Here is an 18,110-nt window from a genome sequence, read left to right as displayed (position 1 = left end):
GAGACCCCCGAGGTTGAGCCACTAGGACTCATATCCTGCGGAGTTGAGCCGCCATCTGTCAATGTCGCGGTGACGCGGCGGCCAGCGCCCCGCGCAGCCGATCCACGGCAGCGCGCGTCGGCGCCGGAAGCGCACGAGCCGCGGAAGCCCCAGCGGCACCCGGCCCGGTCGCGCCGTCCGGACCGGTCAGGGCGTCGAGGTCGGCCATCACCGCCTCGGCCAACGCGAACAAGGCGCCACCGGAAGCGCCGGGAACCGCGGCGAGGGTCTCGCGAACCAGGACCGCCCGGGTGAAACGACGGTCCCATCGCCGGTCGGCGCCCACCCGGCGATGCAGCTCCAGGGCAGCTTTCCGCAGGCCGGCGATGCTTTCGCCATAGGCCTCGTCGGTGGCCGGCGAGGTGCGGACGACCCCGACCAGCCGCAGCCGCCGTTGCTCGGCAGCCTGACGACTGCCGAGACCGAGCGCCGACGCGATCTCGCCCCACGTCGCACCCTCGCGCCGGGCCCGGTCGATCAGGTCGAGCTCCTCGGCGTCGAGCCGGGCCCGGGCGGCGGGAACGGCCCGCAGATCGGTCAGGTCAGCCATGCGATGAGCATAAGCAGCATGTCAACCAATCATTGACATCTTGCGACCCGTCAAGCGGCTTGAATCGAGTCCGGGGTCAGACCGACGGTCGCAAAGACTTCAGAAGGGAGATGTCGGCGGCGTGACCCTCGTGATCGACCGTCGGCGTCTCGACGATCACCGGCAGGCCGGCGGTGGCCGGATGCGCCAGCAGTTCGGCGAACGCGGCCGGCCCGATACGCCCCTGACCGATCGACTCGTGCCGGTCCCGGGTGGAGCCGCACTCGTCCTTGGAGTCGTTCGCGTGGATCAACCGCAGACGACCGGGACCGACGGTGGCCACCAGGGCGTCGAGCGTCTCGGTCATGCCGCCCGGTGTGGCCAGGTCGTGACCGGCCGCCCAGGCGTGACACGTGTCGAAGCAGACGCCGAGCCCGGGATGGTTCTCCACCGCCTCCAGGTAGCGGGCGAGATCCTGCACCTTGGAGGCCAGGCTGCGCCCGCCGCCCGCGCTGGGCTCGACCAGGAGCTGCGGCATGCCGTCCCGTTCGAGCAGCGGCAGCAGCGCCTCGTGCAGCTGGTGGAAAGCCTTGTCCTCATGGGCCTCCTCGACCGCGCTGCCCGCGTGGAACACCACGCCGGCGGCGCCGATCGCCTTGCCCCGCTCGAGCGCGTGAGCCAGCACCGCGATCGACTTCTCGACGGTCAGCTCCGTCGGCGAGCCCAGGTTCACCAGCAGCGAGGCGTGGATGTAGGCCGGGATCCCGCGGCTGCCGATGCCGTCGCGGAACAACACATCCTGCTTCGGGTCACCCGGGGGCAGGGCCCAGCCACGCGAGTTCGACACGTAGACCTGCAACGTCTCGGACCCCGCCGCGTCGACATACGGGAGGGCGGCCTTGGCCAGCCCGCCCGCTGTCTTCGTGTGAGACCCGACCGGACGGGCTGTGTCTCCCCGCAGCGGAAAACCGAAAGATTCCTCAATCAGAAGCACTGCAGGGCGACCTCGGACTGCGGCTCGACCTGGGTGTTGCCGGCCGGCTGCTGACTGCGGACGAAGGCGTCGCCGTTGAAATCGATCCGGACCCGCAGACCCAGACCCTCGAGCGACTGCTTGGCCTGCTGACAGGGCTGGTTGGTCAGGTCGGGCACGGTGACCAGCGGCGGGCCCTTGCTGACGTCGAGGGTGACCTCGTCGTCCTTGTTGGCGCCCGTGCCGGCCTTGGGCGTCTGCCCGATGACCGAGTCCTTCGGCTGGTCGCTGTCCTTGTACCGTTCGACCGCGGTCAGCCCCAGCCCGGCCAGCTCGTTACGGGCGTCGTTGATGTTCTTGCCGCTCAGGTCGGGCACCCGGATCGGGGCGCGGCCCTTGCTGACCACGACAGTGACCGTGGCACCCCGCTTGAGCTGCGTGCCGGTCTTGGGGTCGGAGGAGATGACCGCGCCTTCGGGCACCGTGTCGCTGTACTGCCCGGCACCCTCTTTCAGCTTGAGGCCGAGCTGTTCGATCTCGCCCCGGGCGGCGGCCAGCTCGGCGCCGGCGAGATCGGGCACGGGGAAGCGCTCGGGGCCGAGCGACAGCGTCACCGTGATGATGCCGCCCTTGACCACCTTGCCGCCGGGCTCCGGATCCTGCGACACCACCGTGTCCTTGGGCACCGTCTCGCTGTAGGCGCCGTCGCCGTAGAGAACCTCGAAGCCCTCCTGCTGCACGCTCAGCTCGACCTGGGCCCGGGTCTGATTGACCAGCGAGGGAGCGTCGGTGTAGCGGCCCAGCGTGACCCACCACGTGCTGCCGATGACGACCAGCACCATGACGGCCACGGCGGCCGACAGCAGGATGCGGCGCCGGTCGGGGCCGCCGTGCCGGGCCGAGCGCGGCAACCGGCCCGCGGTGTATTCCTGGCCGCGCGGGGCCTGGTTGGGCAGCCGGGCCCACGGCGGACGGTCACCGGCGCCGACGGCGGGCACGACCGCGGTCGCGTCGGTCACCGCGGAACGCGAGGGCGGGACCTGGCGCAGCAGCGCGGTCTCGACATTGGCCGCGCCCAGGTCGTCGCGGACGGTCTGCACCTCGGTCAGCAGCGCGCCGGCGTCGGTCGGCCGGGCGCCCGCGTCGCGGCGGGTGGCCCGGGCGGTCAGGTCGTCGAGCACCTTGGGCAGGCCCTTGACGACGCTCGAGGGCGCGGGCACGTCGTTGTCGACGTGCTGCCAGGCGACCGCGACCGGGTCGTCACCGTCGAACGGCACCCGCCCGGTGAGCATCTCGAAGAGCACGATGCCGGCCGAGTAGACGTCCGTCCGCGCGTCGGCGTGCCCGTCGGTGACCAGCTCGGGCGCCACGTAGGCCACGGTCGCCATCAGCTGGCCGGACTCGTCGGCCGGGCTGCTCGCCTCGACGGCGCGCGCCAGCCCGAAGTCGGCCACCTTGACGACGGCGTCGACCAGATTGGCCAGGCCACCGCTGGGCGCCTCGGCCACCAGCACGTTCTCGGGCTTGACGTCGCGGTGCACCAGGCCCGCGCGGTGGGCGGCGGCGATCGCGGCGAGCATCTGCTCGAGGATCGCCAGGGCCTCGACCGGGCTCAGCCGGCGGCGCTGGGTGAGCAGGTCGCGCAGCGTGCGGCCGTGCACGTACTCCATGACGAGGTAGGGCAGACCCTGGTGCCGGCCCTGGTCGTACACGGCGACGACGTTGGGATGGGTGAGCCGGGCGATCGTCTTGGCCTCGTCGGTGAACCTGTCCACGAAGTGGGCATTGCTCGCCTGCGACGGATGAATGATCTTCAAAGCGACGGTGCGCTCGAGCCGCTCATCAACTGCCGTGTAGACGGTCGCCATGCCACCACGGGCCACGCGACCGGTGATCCGGTAGCGGCCGTCAATCGTCGTGCCGATCAACGTGTCGGCGACTGTGGTGTCCATCGGCGTGAAGTGTATGTGTCTTTCGCTTGGGGCAGTCGAGGATGTCATAGCTGAGTCCGAACGGGTACGGAGCCCTGTGTCACCCACGCCGGAACTGCCCGGCCAAAAGCGGATTTAGCGGTGCCTCCTATGCCGCCGGCCGTCCCACGATCGGCTCGTCGACGGGGAGGCCGACTGGTCCGCGGAGTCGCTGGGCGACGGGTGCGCGCTCGGCGGCCACGACTCCGACGGCGACGGTGTGGGCGACGGCGACGAGGCCGGCGCGGTCGGCGTGGGCACCGGCACCGCACAGTGACACTCCGCAGCCGTCGGTTTCACGGTCCGCTTCGGACCCGTACGCCGGGTCGTCGGCGTCGTGGCCCGCGGTGCCGCGGGCTTCCCCCCGGCGGCGGGCGGCGCGGGATCGGCCGGCCCGCGATCGGCCGGCACCGGTCCGGCCGGCCGGACCGGTAGGACGGTCGACGATCCGACCGGCGCGGGCCGGGCCACGGCCGGCGCGGTCGTCGCGACTCGCCCGGCCGTCGCCGAGGGTCCCATCGCCGCGGCGGTCGTCACCGCGGCCCGGGACGGAAAGGCGTCCGCCGCGGCCGGGCTCTCGGCCATCAGCGAGCCCAGCCCGTTCACCACGACCAGGTACGCCCCGGCCGCCCCGAGCACGGTGAGGGTGGCCAAGGCGGCCACGGCCGCGGTCCGCCGCGGGCGACGGGCCGGGGGTGCGGGCGCGGACCCGGCCTGGTCGACCAGCCCTTCCAGACCCCAGGTGCTCATCCCGGTCGACGTCACGTCCGGGCCGGGAACGGGCGTCCGGGCCGGCGGCCGGCCCAGGTCGTAGCGCAGCGAACGCCACGCGCCGGCCACTTCCGTGCGGGTCCTGCGCAGCAGGCTCATCGGGTTCCTTCTCCGCTCTCGTACGCTGTAGGGGTGAGCGATTCCGTAACCGCCGGACCGACCGAGTGGGTCACCCTGCCCGACGTCTCCGAGAAGCTCGATGTGTCGATCAGCAAGGTGCACCAGATGATCCGGGACGGGCACCTGCTCGCCGTCCGTCGTGACGGCATCCGCGTGGTCCCCGCCGAGCTGGTGGCCAACAGCACAGTGCTGAAGCACCTCCCCGGCATCCTGACCCTGCTGCGTGACGCCGGGTACAACGACGAAGAGGCCCTCCGGTGGCTCTACGAGCCGGACGAGACCCTCGACGGCAACGGCGCCAAGGGGCTCGGCGGTGACCGCGCGCGCGAGGTGAAGCGCCGCGCCCAGGCGCTCGGTTTCTGACCGCATGGGTCACCTCGGATACCTGGCGGTCCTGGTCGGCTGCCTGGTCGCGGCCGTGTGGCTGGAGCCGGTCCTCAAGGTCAACGTGCTGCGCCGCTGGCGCCGCCTGTTGCTGACCCTGCTGCCGGTGGCGATCGTCTTCGTCCTGTGGGATCTGGCCGCGATCGCCGCCGGGCACTGGTGGTTCGACCACGACCAGATCACCGGCGTCTTCCTGCCGGGCGGGCTGCCGGTCGACGAGGTGCTGTTCTTCGTGATCGTGCCGGTCTGCGCGATCCTCGGCTTCGAGGCGACCCGGGCCGTGCTCCGCAAGCCGGTGGGTGACGAGCAGTGACGTACACCGTCGCCGCCCTGCTCGGCGTGGCCGGGGCCGTGCTCGTCGACCTGTGGGTGCTGCGGACCCGGCTGCTGACCAAGGTGGTCTTCTGGGCGACCTACCCGATCATCATCACGTTCCAGCTGCTGTCGAACGGCATCCTGACCGGCCGGGGGATCGTGCTGTACTCCCCCGACGCGATCATCGGCTGGCGGATCGCGTACGCCCCGGTCGAAGACCTTTTCTTCGGTTTCGCGCTGGTGCTCCTGACCCTGTCGATCTGGGTCTGGCTCGGCCGCCGGGGCGTTCAGCGCACCCCGGCCGCCGGCGAGGGCAGCGCCCTGCTCCGCCTGCTCCGCAGCAAGATCAAAAGCTAGACGGTACGGCGGGTGGCCGCGTCGGCCAGGCGGTGCAGGACGTCGCGGGCGTCCTCGTCGATCGGCGCGGCGGTCAGCGCGGCCAGCGACGACGTCATCAGCTCGTCGATGCGCCGCTCGGTGGCCGCCAGCGCGCCGCTGTCCCGGATCAACGCCCGCAGCCGGTCCACCCGGCGGTCGTCCAGGCCCTGGTCGCCCAGCCCGGCGTCGAGCTCGGCGCGGTCGGCGTCGCCCAGCGCCGCGAAGGCCGCCGCCACCAGATAGGTGCGCTTGCCCTCGCGCAGGTCGTCCCCGGCCGGCTTGCCCGTGCGCTCCGGGTCGCCGAACACGCCGAGCACGTCGTCGCGCAGCTGGAACGCCTCGCCCAGCGGCAGGCCGAAAGCGGAGTACGCGTCGAACACCTCGGCCGGCGCCCCGGCGAGCGCCGCGCCCAGCAGCAGCGGGCGCTCGACCGTGTACTTCGCCGATTTGAACCGGGCGACCTTGCCGGCCCGCTCGAGCGACGTGTCGGCCGTCGCCTGGGTCAGCACGTCCAGGTACTGCCCGACGGTGACCTCGGTGCGCATCTCGTCGAAGATCGGCCGGCCCCGGGTCAGCTCGGCCGCGCCCACCCCCGAGGTGTGCAGCAACTCGTCCGACCAGACCAGGGCCAGATCGCCGAGCAGCACCGCGGCGCTGTCGCCGAAGGCCGCTGCCCCGCCCCGCCAGCCGGCCGCCGTGTGCCGCGCCTCGAACCGCCGGTGCACCGACGGCTCGCCGCGCCGGGTGTCCGAGCGGTCCATCAGGTCGTCGTGGATGAGCGCGCTGGCCTGCACCAGCTCGAGCGCCGACACGGCGGTCACGACCTGCTCGGTGTCGGCGCCGCCGGCCCCCCGATAGCCCCAATAGGCGAAGGCCGGCCGCAGCCGCTTGCCGCCGCCCAGCACGAAGTCCTCCAGCGTCTCGGCCACGGCGGCCAGCGCGGGGTCGATGCCGGTGAGGCGGGAGCGCTGCTCGGTGAGGAAGGCGGCGAGCGCCTTGTCGACCCGGGCGCGCAGGTCAGCGGCTTCCAAGGGGGAGGTCACGGGACGACGCTAGCGGAAGCCGTCGGTACAGTCTTGTTGTGGCTCTCGGACTTCCTTCACGTCTTCCCGCTACTCCGGCGATCGGTGAGCTGGTGCGTGGGTCCAAGCCCACGTTCTCGTTCGAGTTCTTCCCGCCCAAGACGCCCGAGGGTGAGCGGCTGCTGTGGCAGGCCATCCGCGAGCTCGAGCCGCTGCGGCCCAGCTTCGTCTCGATCACCTACGGCGCGGGCGGCACCACGCGCGACACGACGGTCCAGGTCACCGAGCGGGTCGCGACCGAGACGACGCTGCTGCCGATGGCCCACCTGACCGCGGTCAACCACTCGGTGGCCGAGCTGCGCAACGTGGTCGGCCGCCTGGCCGGGGCGGGCATTCGCAACGTGCTGGCCGTGCGCGGCGACCCGCCGGGCGACCCGATGGGCGACTGGGTCCGTCATCCCGAGGGCGTGCTCTACGCCGAAGACCTGGTGCGCCTGGTCAAGGAGTCGGGCGACTTCAGCGTCGGGGTGGCCGCGTTCCCCTACAAGCACCCGCGATCGCCCGACATCGAGACGGACACGTCCCATTTCATCCGGAAGTGCCGGGCCGGCGCCGACTTCGCCATCACCCAGATGTTCTTCGACGCCGACGAGTACCTGCGGCTGCGCGACCGGGTCGCGGCGACCGGCTGCGACGCGCCGATCGTGGCCGGCGTCATGCCGGTGACCCGGATGGCCACGATCGAACGGTCAGCCCAGCTCTCCGGCGCCCCGTTCCCGCCCGCGCTGCTGGCCCGCTTCGCCGCGGTGGCCGACGACGAGGCCGCCGTACGCGAGCTGGGGGTCGAGGTGTGCGCCGAGATGTGCGCCCGGCTGCTCGACGAGGGCGTCCCCGGCATCCACTTCATCACGCTCAACCGGTCGACCGCCACGCGCGAGGTCTGGCAGCTGCTGGCCCCGCCAGACGTGGCCGCGGCCGCCTAACCCGTGCTCTGGGACGACTACGCGGCAGCCTGGTCCGGGCTGCACGGCGGCTTCGACCCCCGGCGGGCCTCGGTCCTCGTGCGGGGCTGGGTCCGGATCGCGTACGGCATAGGCTCCTGGCTCAGCCGGCACCGCATCGGCCCGATGGCCGTGACCACCGCGGGCCTGCTGATCTGCGCGGCCGTGCCGGCGTCGGTCGGGCTGCTCGACCGCCCCGGCATCTTCCTGGCCGCCGTCCTGGTGCTGGCGGCCGCCCTGGCCGACGGCCTGGACGGCGCGGTGGCGGTGATCACCGGCCGGACGACGCGGCTGGGCTACGTCTACGACTCGGTGGCCGACCGGCTGGGCGAGCTGGCCTGGCTGGCCGCCTTCTGGCTGGCCGGCGCGCCGGGCTGGCTGGTCGTCGCGGCCGGCGCGGCGAGCTGGCTCCAGGAGTACGCACGGGCCCGGGCCACCGCGGCCGGCATGTCGGAGATCGGCGTGGTGACGGTGGCCGAACGCCCCACCCGGGTCCTGGTGGCGATCTTCGGGCTGCTCGGCGCCTTCGCCTACGCCCCGCTGATCACGGTCGCCACCGCGGCGTGGCTGGCCCTGGCCCTGGTCGCCGGCGTGCAACTGGCCGTGGCCATCCACCGCGCCCTGGCCCCCTGACCCCGGCCCCCTGACCCCTGTCGCCCGATGATCGTTAATCGGTTGTGAGGGGGCCGCGACGGACCGTACCGTTGTCCACATCGGAGCCGCCGGGTCGGCGGCGGGCCGACACGGGGGCAGGTCCGCCGACCGTCCCGGCCCCGGATCATCCGGTTGCGGATAATCCCACGTTATGCTGGATCGGTGGCTGCCCCCGAACGCACCGAACGTGACGTCACCGGCCTGCTCAACATGGCCGGCCACGCGCTGACCAACCGCCTCTCGGCCGCCCTGGCCGAGGTCGACCTGACGCCGCGCATGCAATGCGTGCTGGTGCACGCCCTCGAGCAGGAGCGCACGCAGATCCAGCTGGCCGCGCTGGCCGACCTCGACAAGACCACCATGGTCAGCACCGTCGACGACCTGGAACGCCGCGGCTACGCCGAGCGCCGCCCGTCGGCCACCGACCGCCGCGCCCGCGTCATCGCGGTGACCGAGAAGGGCCGCCTCGCCGCCGAGGAGGGCCAGCGCATCGTCGACCGCGTCCACGCCGACGCCCTCAGCAGCCTTCCGGACGCCGCCCGCGCGGCGTTCGTCGAAGCCCTGGGCCGGCTCGCCGACACCACCCGCGACCCGGGCCCCCAGCCCGTCCGCCGGGCGCGGGGCCGCTGACGTACCTTGCCCCCGCCGATTCGACCGTAACGGATAGTCCGCTAGCAGATTATCTGTTACGGTCGGGCCATGAGTGCCTCCCCGAAAGAGCGCGCCGGTGCCCTGGCGGTCCTGTGCGCGATGTCCCTGATGATCGTCCTGGACAGCACGATCGTGGCCGTCGCGGTGCCGGACATCCGTCGCGACCTCGGCTTCTCCGACGCCGGCGTCTCGTGGGTCGTCAACGGCTACCTGGTCGCCTTCGCCGGGCTGCTCCTGCTGGCCGGGCGGCTCGGCGACCTGGTCGGCGCGTGGCGGGTGTTCCTGGCCGGGCTGGGTGCCTTCACGGTCGCCAGCCTGCTCTGCGGGTTCGCGCCCACGGCCGGCCTGCTCATCGCCGGACGGTTCCTTCAGGGGGCCGGCGGGGCGCTGGCCGCGGCCGTCGTCCTCGGCATGATCGTGCGGCTGTTCCCGGAGCCCGCGGAGCAGGCCCGCGCGATGGGCATCTACAGCTTCACCCAGGCCGGCGGGGCGGCGGCCGGCTTCGTGCTCGGCGGCCTGCTCACCGACGCGCTCGGCTGGCCCGTCATCTTCCTGATCAACGTGCCGATCGGCCTCGCCGTCGGGCTGGCCGCTCGCCGCCTGCTCCCCCGCGAGACCGGCCCCGGCCTGCGCCAGGGCCTGGACCTGCCGGGCGCCCTGCTGATCACGGCGGGGCTCTCCCTCGGGGTGTACGCGATCGTGCGCACGGCCGAACCGGGAGCCGGCCCCACCGCGGCCGCCACCGGCGCCACCGCCGTCCTCCTGGTCCTCGGTTTCCTGCTGCGTCAGCACCTGGCCCGCCGCCCGCTGATCCCGTTGTCCGTCCTGGGCCGCCGGTGGCTGCTCACCGCCAACGCCGCCGTGGTCCTCGTCTTCGCGACCGGCATGGGGTTCCAGTTCCTGAACGCCCTGTTCGTACAGCGGGTGATGGGCTACGACGCACTGGGCACCGGCCTGGCCTTCCTGCCCACACCGATCGTGATCGGCCTGATCTCACTCTTCGTGGCGCCCCGCCTGACCGGCCGCTTCGGCCCCCGCCCCGTGCTGATCGGGGGGCTGACGCTCCTGTTCGCCGGGCTGCTGCTGCTCGCGAGCATGCCCACAACGCCCTCCTACTGGGCCGACATGCTGCCGCCGCTGGTCGTCATGGGGCTCGGGGTGGGCGTCACGGTCCCCTCGATCATCATGCTGGCGATGGCCGGCGCCGAGCCCGTCGACATCGGCCTGGTCTCCGGCTTCAGCAACACGGCCCAGCAGGCCGGCGGCGCGCTGGGCCTCTCCGTGCTGGCCGCGGTCGCCGCCGCCCGGACAGCCGGGCAGACCAGCGCCGGCGGCACCGCCGCCCTGCACGCCGGCTACACCCAGGCGTTCCTGGTCGCAGCCGGCTTCGTGCTCACCGCCCTGCTGATCGTCGTCCTCGCCCTGCGCCACGCCTCCGCCCCGCACGCCGAGCCGCCGACCGCGGCCCGACACCCCGTAGCGGAGGGCACAACCGCGACGCACCACCCCGAAACGGACGGCACAACCGCGACCCACAACCCCGAAACGCACGGCACAACTGCGACCCACCACCCGTACACGCACTGCATGACCGCGGCCCACAACCCCGAAACGCACGGCACAACTGCGACCCACCACCCGTACACGCACTGCATGACCGCGGCCCGGCGCCCCGAAACGCAGGGCACAACCGCGGCCCGGCGCCCCGAGCCACCGGTCACGGCCGTCTGCGCGGGCGACGGCGCGCCACCAGCACCATGACGACGATCACCATCACACCCCCGCGCCGACGATCGCCCACCCGGACGTAGCCCTAGGCGTCACCGTCCTCCAGCCGCAGCACTCACGACAGCGGCGACAGCACCAGGGCCCGTCGTAAAAGTGGGGTCGAGGTGCGATGAAGTCCAGGCGTCGTCCGGCCGTGCGCCCAAAAGGTCCGATACCGTTGGTGTATCAGGGCTTTTGCGGCGTGCGGCCAGGCCGCGCCTGGGCCACGCCGTAGCCGGCTCCACTTCCGGAACGCCGCCCCAGGTCCCCGGCCGCGTGATGGCCACCGGTCAGCGGACAGGCCACCCGCGACAGCGCGGTTCCACGCACGGCGATGAACTCCCGAACCCCGGACACCGGCCCTCCCCCACATCGGTCGAGAACGTCCCGGCCGCGTCCTGGTCGGGGGCGGGTATTGTCCTTCCCGGTCTGGGGAGGCGAAGGCTCGGTGGCTCAACTGCATTTCCGGTACGCGGCGATGAACAGCGGCAAAAGCACGATGGTGCTGCAGTACCGGCACACGTACGCCGCGTGCGGCCGCAACGGGTTGCTGATGACCCGGCTCGACCGGGCCGGCGAGGGCATCGTCTCGTCGCGCATCGGGATCAGCGCCGACGCGATCGAGTTCGGCGCGGCCACCGACCTCGGCCACGTCGTGCTGGCCCATCCGGGGGCCCGGGTCGACCACGTCATCCTGGACGAGGCGCAGTTCCTCTCGGCCGATCAGGTCGACCAGCTGGCCTGGCTCGTCGACGACCACGACATCGACGTCTTCACGTTCGGTCTGCTGTCCGACTTCCGCGGCGAGCAGTTCCCCGGCTCGGCGCGGCTGGTCGTGCTGGCCGACGTGGTCGAGGCGCTGCAGGTCTATCCGATGTGCTGGTGCGGTCAGCCGGCCCGGATGAACGCCCGCGTCACCGGCGGCGTCATGGTCCGCGACGGCGACACTGTGGTGGTCGGCAACACCGACACGGCCGGCGACAGCGACACCGACGCCGAGGTCAGCTACGTCGTGCTGTGCCGCCGCCACCACCGCGCCGGCCGCCCGTACGCTCCGGCGCCCGTCGTCACGCTCGTGGCCTGAGCCGCTCGCCCCAGGAATCCCGGCGCGCCAGAAAGCAGGGCGTGGCCTGAGCCGCTCGCCCCAGGAATCCCGGCGCGTCAGAAAGCAAGGCGTGGCCTGAGCCGGTCACCCCAGGAATCCCAGCACGTCAGAAAGCAAGGCGTGGCCTGAGCCGGTCACCCCAGGAATCCCAGCACGTCAGAAAGCAAGGCGTGGCCTGAGCCGGTCACCCCAGGAATCCCAGCGCGTCAGGAAGCGGGGCGTGGCGGGATGGGCCGGCCGTCGATGACGAGCGGATCGGCCGGCGGGTGGCCGGTCAGCAGCGGCGGCAGGAGCGTGAGCAGGTCGCGCGGCGAGAAGATGTCCGCCGACGCGGCGATCTCGGGCAGGCGCCACCAGCGGAACTCGCCCACGTGCTCGGCGGCCAGCTGCTCGGGCGTCAGGGTGCCGCGCGGGGTGAACGCGGCCACCCGGACCAGGAAGTAGTCGTTGACTACGCCGTCGTAGCCGGGCACGTAGTCGGCCCCGGGCGTCTCGCGGTGCCACACGTGCGGGGGCGTGCCGGTCAGCCGCAGGCCCGTCTCCTCGGCCAGCTCGCGCCGCAGCGCCTCGAGGAGCGTCTCGCCCGCCTCGATCCCGCCGCCGGGCGGCACCCACAGCGTGGCCCCGCCCAGCGGCGTCGCGTAGAGCAGCAGCCGGTCGTCCGGATCGACGACCAGGCCGCGTACGGAATGACGGAACCTCATGCGTCGCGCAGCAGCCCGCCGAGCACCTCGATCGCCCGGTCCAGCCCGTCGTCGTCCACGTCGAGGTGGGTGACCAGCCGGGCGACCGTCGGGAACATGGCGACCAGCCGCACACCCCGCTCGGCCGCCGCGGCGACCAGCGCCGGCGCGTCCAGGCGGGACTTGGACAGGTCGAGCGGCACCAGGTTGGTCCGGATGCGGCCGGGGTCGACCACCCCGTAGGGCGCCAGCGCCTCGGCCAGCCGCCGGGCCCGGACGTGGTCGTCGGCCAGCCGCTCGAGGTGGTGATCGAGCGCGTACAGCCCGGCCGCGGCCAGGATGCCGACCTGGCGCAGGCCGCCACCCAGCCGCTTGCGGATGAGCCGGGCCTGGGCGATCCGCGCGGCGCTGCCGACGATCACCGAGCCGACCGGCGCGCCCAGCCCCTTGGAGAGGCAGACCGACAGGGTGTCGAAGACCTCGCCGTACGCCGACAGGGGCACCCCGTCGGCGATGTGCGCGTGCCAGATGCGGGCCCCGTCGCAGTGCAGGGCCACGCCCGCGGTGTCGGCGGCCGAGCGCAGCGCCCGCAGCGTCTCGAGGGGCACCACTCCCCCGTACCCGAGGTTGTGGGTCTGCTCGACGGCGATGGCGTGGGTGGGCACCGACGGGTAGCCGGCCGGGCGGATCATCGCGGCGATCTGGTCGACGTCGAGGTCGGCGCCGACGGCCGGCCAGGTACGCGTCGAGATGCCGCCGAGGGCCGCGGCCGCGCCCAGCTCGTAGGTGACCACGTGCGCGTCGGCCCCGACGAGCAGCTCGTGGGCCGGCGCCACGACCAGCTGGAGCGCGATCTGGTTGGCCATCGTGCCGGACGGCGCGAACAACGCCGCCTCGTGCCCGAACATCTCGGCGACGCGGCGCTCGAGGGCCTGCACGGTCGGGTCGTCGCCGAAGACGTCGTCGCCCACCTCGGCGTACGCCATGGCCTGCCGCATGCCGGCCGTGGGGCGGGTGACGGTGTCCGACCGGAGATCGACGAAAGAGGGCTGATCAACCACGAAGCATCTCCGCGACGAGGAACGCGAGCTCGAGGCTCTGCTGGGTGTTGAGCCGGGGGTCGCAGGCAGTCTCGTACCGGTCGGGCAGGTCGAGGTCCTCGATGCCCTGCGCGCCGCCCAGGCACTCGGTCACGTCCTCGCCGGTCAGCTCGATGTGGATGCCGCCCGGGTGGGTGCCGAGACCGCGGTGCACCTCGAAGTACCCGAGCACCTCGTCGACGATGCGGTCGAAGTGGCGGGTCTTGTAGCCGTTGGAGGACTCGTGGGTGTTGCCGTGCATCGGGTCGCACTGCCAGACGACCTTGGCGCCGGCCGCGGTCACCTTCTCCACGATCGAGGGAAGCGCGTCGCGGATCTTGCCGTTGCCCATCCGGCTGATCAGCGTGAGCCGGCCGGGAATGTTCTCCGGGTTCAGCTTCTCGCACAGCTCGATGGCCGTCTCGGGCGACGTGCCGGGGCCGAGCTTGACGCCGATCGGGTTGGCGATGCGGCTGATGAAGTCGATGTGCGCGTGGTCGAGCTGCCGGGTGCGCTCGCCGATCCACAGGAAGTGCCCGCTCAACCCGTACGCCCGTCCGTCGCTGACCCGGGTCAGGGCGCGGTCGTACTCGAGGGCCAGCGCCTCGTGCGAGCAGTACAGGCTGACCGTCCGCAGGGCCTCGCTGTCGGTCATGCCGCAGGCCCGGATGAAGTCGAGGGCGCGGTCGATCTCGCGCGCGATGGCGTCGTAGCGCTCGCCGGCCGGCGAGGCCCGCACGAAGTCCTTGTTCCAGTCGTGCAGTCCGTGCAGGTCGGCCAGGCCCCCGGCCAGGTAGGCCCGGAGCATGTTCATCGCCGCGGCCGAGTTGGCGTACGCCCGGATCATGCGCTGCGGGTCGGCCACCCGGGCCGCCTCGTTGGCCTCCAGCGAGTTGATCAGGTCGCCCCGGTAGGCCGGCAGCCCCAGCGAGTCGGTCGGGGCCGAGCGGGGCTTGGTGTACTGCCCGGCGACGCGGGCGACCTTGACCACCGGCATCGAGGCCCCGTACGTCAGCACGACCGCCATCTGCAGCAGCGTGCGCGCGTTGGCCAGCAGGTGGCTCTCGGTGTTGTTGTCGAACGTCTCGGCGCAGTCGCCGCCCTGGAGCAGGAACGCCCGGCCCTCGCACACGTCGGCCAGCTTGACCCGCAGCTGGTCGACCTCGTAGGGCGCGACGATCGACGGCACGTTGTCGAGGACCTGGCAGACCGAGGCGACTTCTTTCGGGTCGGACCAAGGCGGCACCTGCAACCGGGGCAGGTCGCGCCAGCGGTCGAGGCCGAGCGCCTCGTCCTCGGCGGAGTCGGTGGACGGGCGGGACGTCTGCAGAGCCGGGTTGCCCACCCCGGGGTAGCTGAGCTGATGCCACTCTCGGCGCATGCCTGAAAGCGTACGGAAGCGGGGCACCGAGCTTGCGCCCGGTGCCCCGCTTCCTTACTGAGGAGATGAAAGCTCAGAGGTTGTTCTTGATGGCCGTGATCAGCTCGCCGTTGCTGGTGTCGCCGGAGAACTCCCAGAAGAAGGCTCCGCCGAGACCCTGCTGCTTCACGTAGTTCATCTTCCCGGCGATGGTCGACGGGGTGTCGTAGCTCCACCAGTTGCTGCCGCACTTGGCGTACGCGGTGCCCGCGATCGTGCCCGTGGCCGGGCAGCTGTTCTTGAGCACCTTGTAGTCCTCGATGCCGGCCTCATAGGTGCCCGGCGCCGCGCCGGTCGCCGAGCCGCCCGGGGTGGCCTGGGTGACACCCGTCCAGCCGCGGCCGTAGAAGCCGATGCCCAGGAGCATCTTGCTGGCCGGGACGCCCTTGCTCTTGAGCTTCTGGATCGCCGCGTCGGACCAGAAGCCCTGGTTCGGGATGCCCGGGTACGAGGTGAGCGGCGAGTGCGGGGCGGTCGGGCCCTGCGCGGCGAAGGCGCCGTAGTAGTCGTAGGTCATCGGGAAGACCAGGTTCAGCTTCGAGATGCCGGCCGCGTAGTCGGCCGCGTCGAGCTTGCCGCCGTTCGAGCCGTCGGCCGAGATCGCCGAGGTGACCAGGGAGCTCTGGCCGAACTTGGTGCGCAGCGCGCTGATCACCTTGTTGTACGAGTCCGGGCCGGATGCGTCGCAGCTCAGGCCACAGGCGTTGGGGTACTCCCAGTCGACGTCGATGCCGTCGAAGACGTCGGCCCAGCGGGGGTCCTTGACCAGGTTGTAGCAGGAGTTCGCGAACGCGGTCGGGTTCGCGGCGGCCTGGGTGAAGCCGCCGGACCAGGTCCAGCCGCCGAACGACCAGATCACCTTGATGTTCGGGTACTGCTTCTTGAGCTTGCGCAGCTGGTTGAACGAACCGCGCAGCGCGCCCGCGTCCCAGGTGTCGGCGACGCCGTCCACACTGTTCGCCGCGGTGTAGGCCTGGTCGTAGTCGGCGTACGCGTCACCGATCGAGCACTGCCCGCCGGTGGTGTTGCCGAAGGCGTACAGGATGTGGGTCAGCTTGGCCGCGGAACCGGACGTGACCAGGTTCTTCACGAAGTACTGCCGGCCGTAGACGCCCCACTCGGCGAAGTAGCCGACGACGTTCTTGCCACTGGCGCCCGGCGGGTTGCTCGTCGGGGGCGTGGTCGGCGGAGTCGTCGGAGGCGTCGTGGGCGGGGTGGTGGGGGGTGTGGTGGGGGGTGTGGTCGGGGGCGTGGTGGTGCCGCCACAGACGCCGTTGTCGATCCAGACGGCCCACTGACTGCTGTTCGTGGCGGGCGACTCGTTCTGAGTCCACCACTTGGCGGTGTAGTTGTGGCCGTTCTGTGAAGCGACGTTGTCCTTGACGTAGGTGGCGGAAGCAGACCACGCGGGGGCACAGGCCGCAGCGGCCGAGGCCTGAGTCGCCGGGATCGCGCCGGTGGCGGCCACCAGCACGATCGCCGACGCCCAGGTGGCGCGGCGGAGGGATTTCTGCACTGGGTCTCCTCATGGAACAGTTAGGAAACTTTCCAAAAAGTTTGTGGGAGTGACGGTAGTCATAGAGATTCACCGTCGTCAAGATGTCCGGCGGGATTACTCGAACGCTTAACTTTGTCGCCCGGACGGCTACGGGGTGCACACTGATAGACACAGCGCGTAGTCTGCGGTCATGACCATCTCCGACGTCGTAGTCACTGAGGCCGCACGCCGACGATGAGCATTCGAGTGATTGGAGTCGATGCTTACGCGCTCGGTTGGGTCGGTGTCGAGCTCCGGGACGGCTCGTTCGGCCGGGCCGTGCTGGCCTCCACGCTGTACGAGATCGTGGCCGGCAGCTCCGGCGCCTCGGTCATCGGCGTGGACATCCCCCTGGGCATGCTTCCCGACCGGTGGCGGGCCGCCGACACGCTCGCCGCGGACCAGCTGGGCCCTCGCCGCGGCAGCGTCTTCCGCGTGCCGCCGCGCGCGGTCTGGCAGGAGGCCGATTTCACCACGGCCAACCGGCTGTGCCGCGAGCTCACCGGGGCCGGGCTGAGCCGGCAGTCCTGGGCCCTACGGCCCAAGCTGCTCGAGGCCAACGCGATCTGGGAGCGGCACCCCGGCCTGCTCTTCGAGGCGCACCCCGAGGTCTCGTTCCGCACGATGGCGGGCGAGCCCCTGCAGTACGCCAAGAAGACCTGGACCGGTCAGGCCCGGCGCCGGGAGCTGCTGGCCCGGAACGGGATCGTGCTGCCCGACCAGCTCGGCCCAGCCGGTCAGGCGCCGCCGGACGACATCCTGGACGCGGCCGCCGTGGCCTGGTCGGCCCACCGGATGGCGACCGGGTCGGCGCTGAGCCACCCCAGCCCCCCGGAGGAGAACAACGGTTCCAAGATCGCGATCTGGTACTGAGGCACGCCTCAGCGCGCGGTGTCGGCGATCTCGCGGGCCCGGTCGCGGGCCGCCTCGAGCGCGCTCGAGAAGGCGGCTCGCACGCCGCCGGCCTCGAGCGCGCGCAGAGCGGCGGCGGTCGTGCCGGCCGGCGAGGTGACCGACTCGCGCAGCACGGCCGGGTGCTCCCCCGAGTCGCGCAGCATGACCGCCGAGCCGACGGCGGTCTGCACGGCCAGGTCGTGGGCGACCGTGCGCGGCAGGCCGAGCAGCACCCCGGCCTCGATCATCGCCTCGACCACCAGGTAGAGGTAGGCCGGGCCGGAGCCGGAGAGCGCGGTGACCGCGTCCTGCTGGTACTCCGGGACGCGCAGGGTCCGGCCGATCGGCCGGAAGATCGCCTCGGCCGTCGCCAGATGCTCCTCGGTCGCGTGCGCGCCGCCCGAGAGCACCGACATCGCCTGGTCGACCAGGGCCGGCGTATTGGTCATGACCCGGACGACCGGGAGCCCGGCCGGCAGCCGCTCGGCGAAGAAGCTGGTCGGCAGGCCCGCGCAGAGCGACACGACCAGCTTGTCGGCGGGCACCCGCGGGCCCAGGTCCTCGAGCAGCTTGCCCGCGTCCTGCGGCTTGACCCCGATGACCAGCACGTCGGCCTCGAGCACGGCGGCCTCGTTGGAGACCGGGCGGATGCCGTAACGCTCGGCCAGCTCCGCGGCGCGCTCGGGCCGCCGGGCGGTGGCCAGCACCTGCTCGACCGGCCGGCCCGAGCGCAGCAGCCCGGCCAGGACCAGCTCGCCGAGCCGGCCCGCGCCGATCACCGCGACACTGTGCTTCGTCATCGTCACCCTCTTCGATGA

The 18,110-nt window shown here is 72.1% G+C and carries 19 protein-coding genes; 9 read left to right on the top strand and 10 right to left on the bottom strand.

All coding sequences use genetic code 11. The features are described 5' to 3' along the window. Positions 1–58: 58 nt before the first annotated feature. The 4 genes from HJC40_RS01630 to HJC40_RS01615 all read right to left on the bottom strand — a co-directional run bounded on the left by HJC40_RS01630 (position 59) and on the right by HJC40_RS01615 (position 4,381). Positions 59–589, bottom strand: coding sequence for a hypothetical protein (locus tag HJC40_RS01630; RefSeq protein ID WP_249997797.1), 531 nt, complete (start codon positions 587–589; stop codon positions 59–61). Positions 590–665: 76 nt separating this feature from the next. Further along, entirely contained in the window at positions 666–1,562 is an 897-nt protein-coding gene (locus HJC40_RS01625) for a deoxyribonuclease IV (protein WP_249997796.1), read from the bottom strand. Continuing rightward, complete coding sequence (gene pknB, locus HJC40_RS01620) at positions 1,553–3,493, bottom strand: Stk1 family PASTA domain-containing Ser/Thr kinase (RefSeq protein ID WP_249997795.1); 1,941 nt, start codon at positions 3,491–3,493, stop codon at positions 1,553–1,555. The genes HJC40_RS01625 and pknB overlap by 10 nt, the downstream gene beginning before the upstream one ends. Before the next feature lie 114 nt (positions 3,494–3,607). Beyond that, the gene (locus HJC40_RS01615) at positions 3,608–4,381 is read right to left on the bottom strand and encodes a hypothetical protein (protein ID WP_249997794.1); all 774 of its coding nucleotides are present in this window, start codon (positions 4,379–4,381) and stop codon (positions 3,608–3,610) included. Between the two features lie 33 nt (positions 4,382–4,414). Here HJC40_RS01615 and HJC40_RS01610 point away from each other — a divergent pair, with 33 nt between their 5' ends. The 3 genes from HJC40_RS01610 to HJC40_RS01600 are packed head-to-tail and all read left to right on the top strand — an operon-like array spanning position 4,415 to position 5,458. Continuing rightward, on the top strand, positions 4,415–4,765 hold the full coding sequence (locus HJC40_RS01610) for an Rv2175c family DNA-binding protein (RefSeq protein WP_249997793.1): 351 nt from the start codon (positions 4,415–4,417) through the stop codon (positions 4,763–4,765). 4 nt (positions 4,766–4,769) lie between these two features. Then, positions 4,770–5,099 carry a lycopene cyclase domain-containing protein gene (locus tag HJC40_RS01605; protein WP_249997792.1) on the top strand — a complete coding sequence of 110 codons (330 nt, stop codon included), beginning with the start codon at positions 4,770–4,772 and terminating at the stop codon, positions 5,097–5,099. Continuing rightward, positions 5,096–5,458, top strand: a complete 363-nt coding sequence (locus HJC40_RS01600) for a lycopene cyclase domain-containing protein (RefSeq protein ID WP_249997791.1) — start codon at positions 5,096–5,098, stop codon at positions 5,456–5,458. Before HJC40_RS01605 ends, HJC40_RS01600 begins: the two co-directional genes overlap by 4 nt. Here HJC40_RS01600 and HJC40_RS01595 read toward each other — a convergent pair. Next, on the bottom strand, positions 5,455–6,510 hold the full coding sequence (locus tag HJC40_RS01595; RefSeq protein WP_249998205.1) for a polyprenyl synthetase family protein: 1,056 nt from the start codon (positions 6,508–6,510) through the stop codon (positions 5,455–5,457). The two genes, HJC40_RS01600 and HJC40_RS01595, sit on opposite strands and share 4 nt — an antisense overlap. A 50-nt stretch (positions 6,511–6,560) precedes the next feature. Between HJC40_RS01595 and metF the strand changes: the two genes are divergently transcribed. The 5 genes from metF to HJC40_RS01570 all read left to right on the top strand — a co-directional run bounded on the left by metF (position 6,561) and on the right by HJC40_RS01570 (position 11,658). Beyond that, the gene (gene metF, locus HJC40_RS01590; protein WP_249997790.1) at positions 6,561–7,484 is read left to right on the top strand and encodes a methylenetetrahydrofolate reductase [NAD(P)H]; all 924 of its coding nucleotides are present in this window, start codon (positions 6,561–6,563) and stop codon (positions 7,482–7,484) included. Between the two features lie 3 nt (positions 7,485–7,487). Further along, the gene (locus tag HJC40_RS01585; protein ID WP_249997789.1) at positions 7,488–8,135 is read left to right on the top strand and encodes a CDP-alcohol phosphatidyltransferase family protein; all 648 of its coding nucleotides are present in this window, start codon (positions 7,488–7,490) and stop codon (positions 8,133–8,135) included. Between the two features lie 183 nt (positions 8,136–8,318). Then, positions 8,319–8,786 carry a MarR family winged helix-turn-helix transcriptional regulator gene (locus HJC40_RS01580; RefSeq protein WP_249997788.1) on the top strand — a complete coding sequence of 156 codons (468 nt, stop codon included), beginning with the start codon at positions 8,319–8,321 and terminating at the stop codon, positions 8,784–8,786. A 69-nt stretch (positions 8,787–8,855) separates the two neighbouring features. Beyond that, complete coding sequence (locus HJC40_RS01575) at positions 8,856–10,568, top strand: MFS transporter (protein WP_249997787.1); 1,713 nt, start codon at positions 8,856–8,858, stop codon at positions 10,566–10,568. A gap of 454 nt (positions 10,569–11,022) precedes the next feature. Continuing rightward, entirely contained in the window at positions 11,023–11,658 is a 636-nt protein-coding gene (locus HJC40_RS01570) for a thymidine kinase (RefSeq protein ID WP_249997786.1), read from the top strand. 227 nt (positions 11,659–11,885) lie between these two features. Here the strand turns inward: HJC40_RS01570 and HJC40_RS01565 are convergent, their stop codons facing one another. The 4 genes from HJC40_RS01565 to HJC40_RS01550 form a co-directional block, all read right to left on the bottom strand. Next, positions 11,886–12,383: an NUDIX domain-containing protein gene (locus HJC40_RS01565; RefSeq protein WP_249997785.1), complete on the bottom strand. Its 498-nt coding sequence runs from the start codon at positions 12,381–12,383 to the stop codon at positions 11,886–11,888. Beyond that, positions 12,380–13,423, bottom strand: a complete 1,044-nt coding sequence (locus HJC40_RS01560; RefSeq protein ID WP_308200819.1) for a GntG family PLP-dependent aldolase — start codon at positions 13,421–13,423, stop codon at positions 12,380–12,382. Before HJC40_RS01560 ends, HJC40_RS01565 begins: the two co-directional genes overlap by 4 nt. Further along, complete coding sequence (locus HJC40_RS01555) at positions 13,416–14,822, bottom strand: class II 3-deoxy-7-phosphoheptulonate synthase (RefSeq protein WP_249997784.1); 1,407 nt, start codon at positions 14,820–14,822, stop codon at positions 13,416–13,418. The genes HJC40_RS01560 and HJC40_RS01555 overlap by 8 nt, the downstream gene beginning before the upstream one ends. 73 nt (positions 14,823–14,895) lie before the next feature. Further along, positions 14,896–16,377, bottom strand: coding sequence for a glycosyl hydrolase family 18 protein (locus HJC40_RS01550; RefSeq protein ID WP_249997783.1), 1,482 nt, complete (start codon positions 16,375–16,377; stop codon positions 14,896–14,898). Between the two features lie 228 nt (positions 16,378–16,605). Between HJC40_RS01550 and HJC40_RS01545 the strand changes: the two genes are divergently transcribed. Then, on the top strand, positions 16,606–17,271 hold the full coding sequence (locus HJC40_RS01545; protein ID WP_249997782.1) for a DUF429 domain-containing protein: 666 nt from the start codon (positions 16,606–16,608) through the stop codon (positions 17,269–17,271). Positions 17,272–17,279: 8 nt separating this feature from the next. On the opposite strand, the gene proC is transcribed toward HJC40_RS01545, so the two are convergent. After that, the gene (gene proC / locus HJC40_RS01540) at positions 17,280–18,092 is read right to left on the bottom strand and encodes a pyrroline-5-carboxylate reductase (RefSeq protein WP_284042514.1); all 813 of its coding nucleotides are present in this window, start codon (positions 18,090–18,092) and stop codon (positions 17,280–17,282) included. Positions 18,093–18,110 lie beyond the last annotated feature (18 nt).

This window comes from Actinoplanes sp. M2I2, from assembly GCF_023544445.1.
Lineage (GTDB): Bacteria > Actinomycetota > Actinomycetes > Mycobacteriales > Micromonosporaceae > Actinoplanes.
The sequence above is the reverse complement of the archived record's forward strand: the minus strand, read 5'-3'. Positions and strand labels throughout refer to the sequence as shown.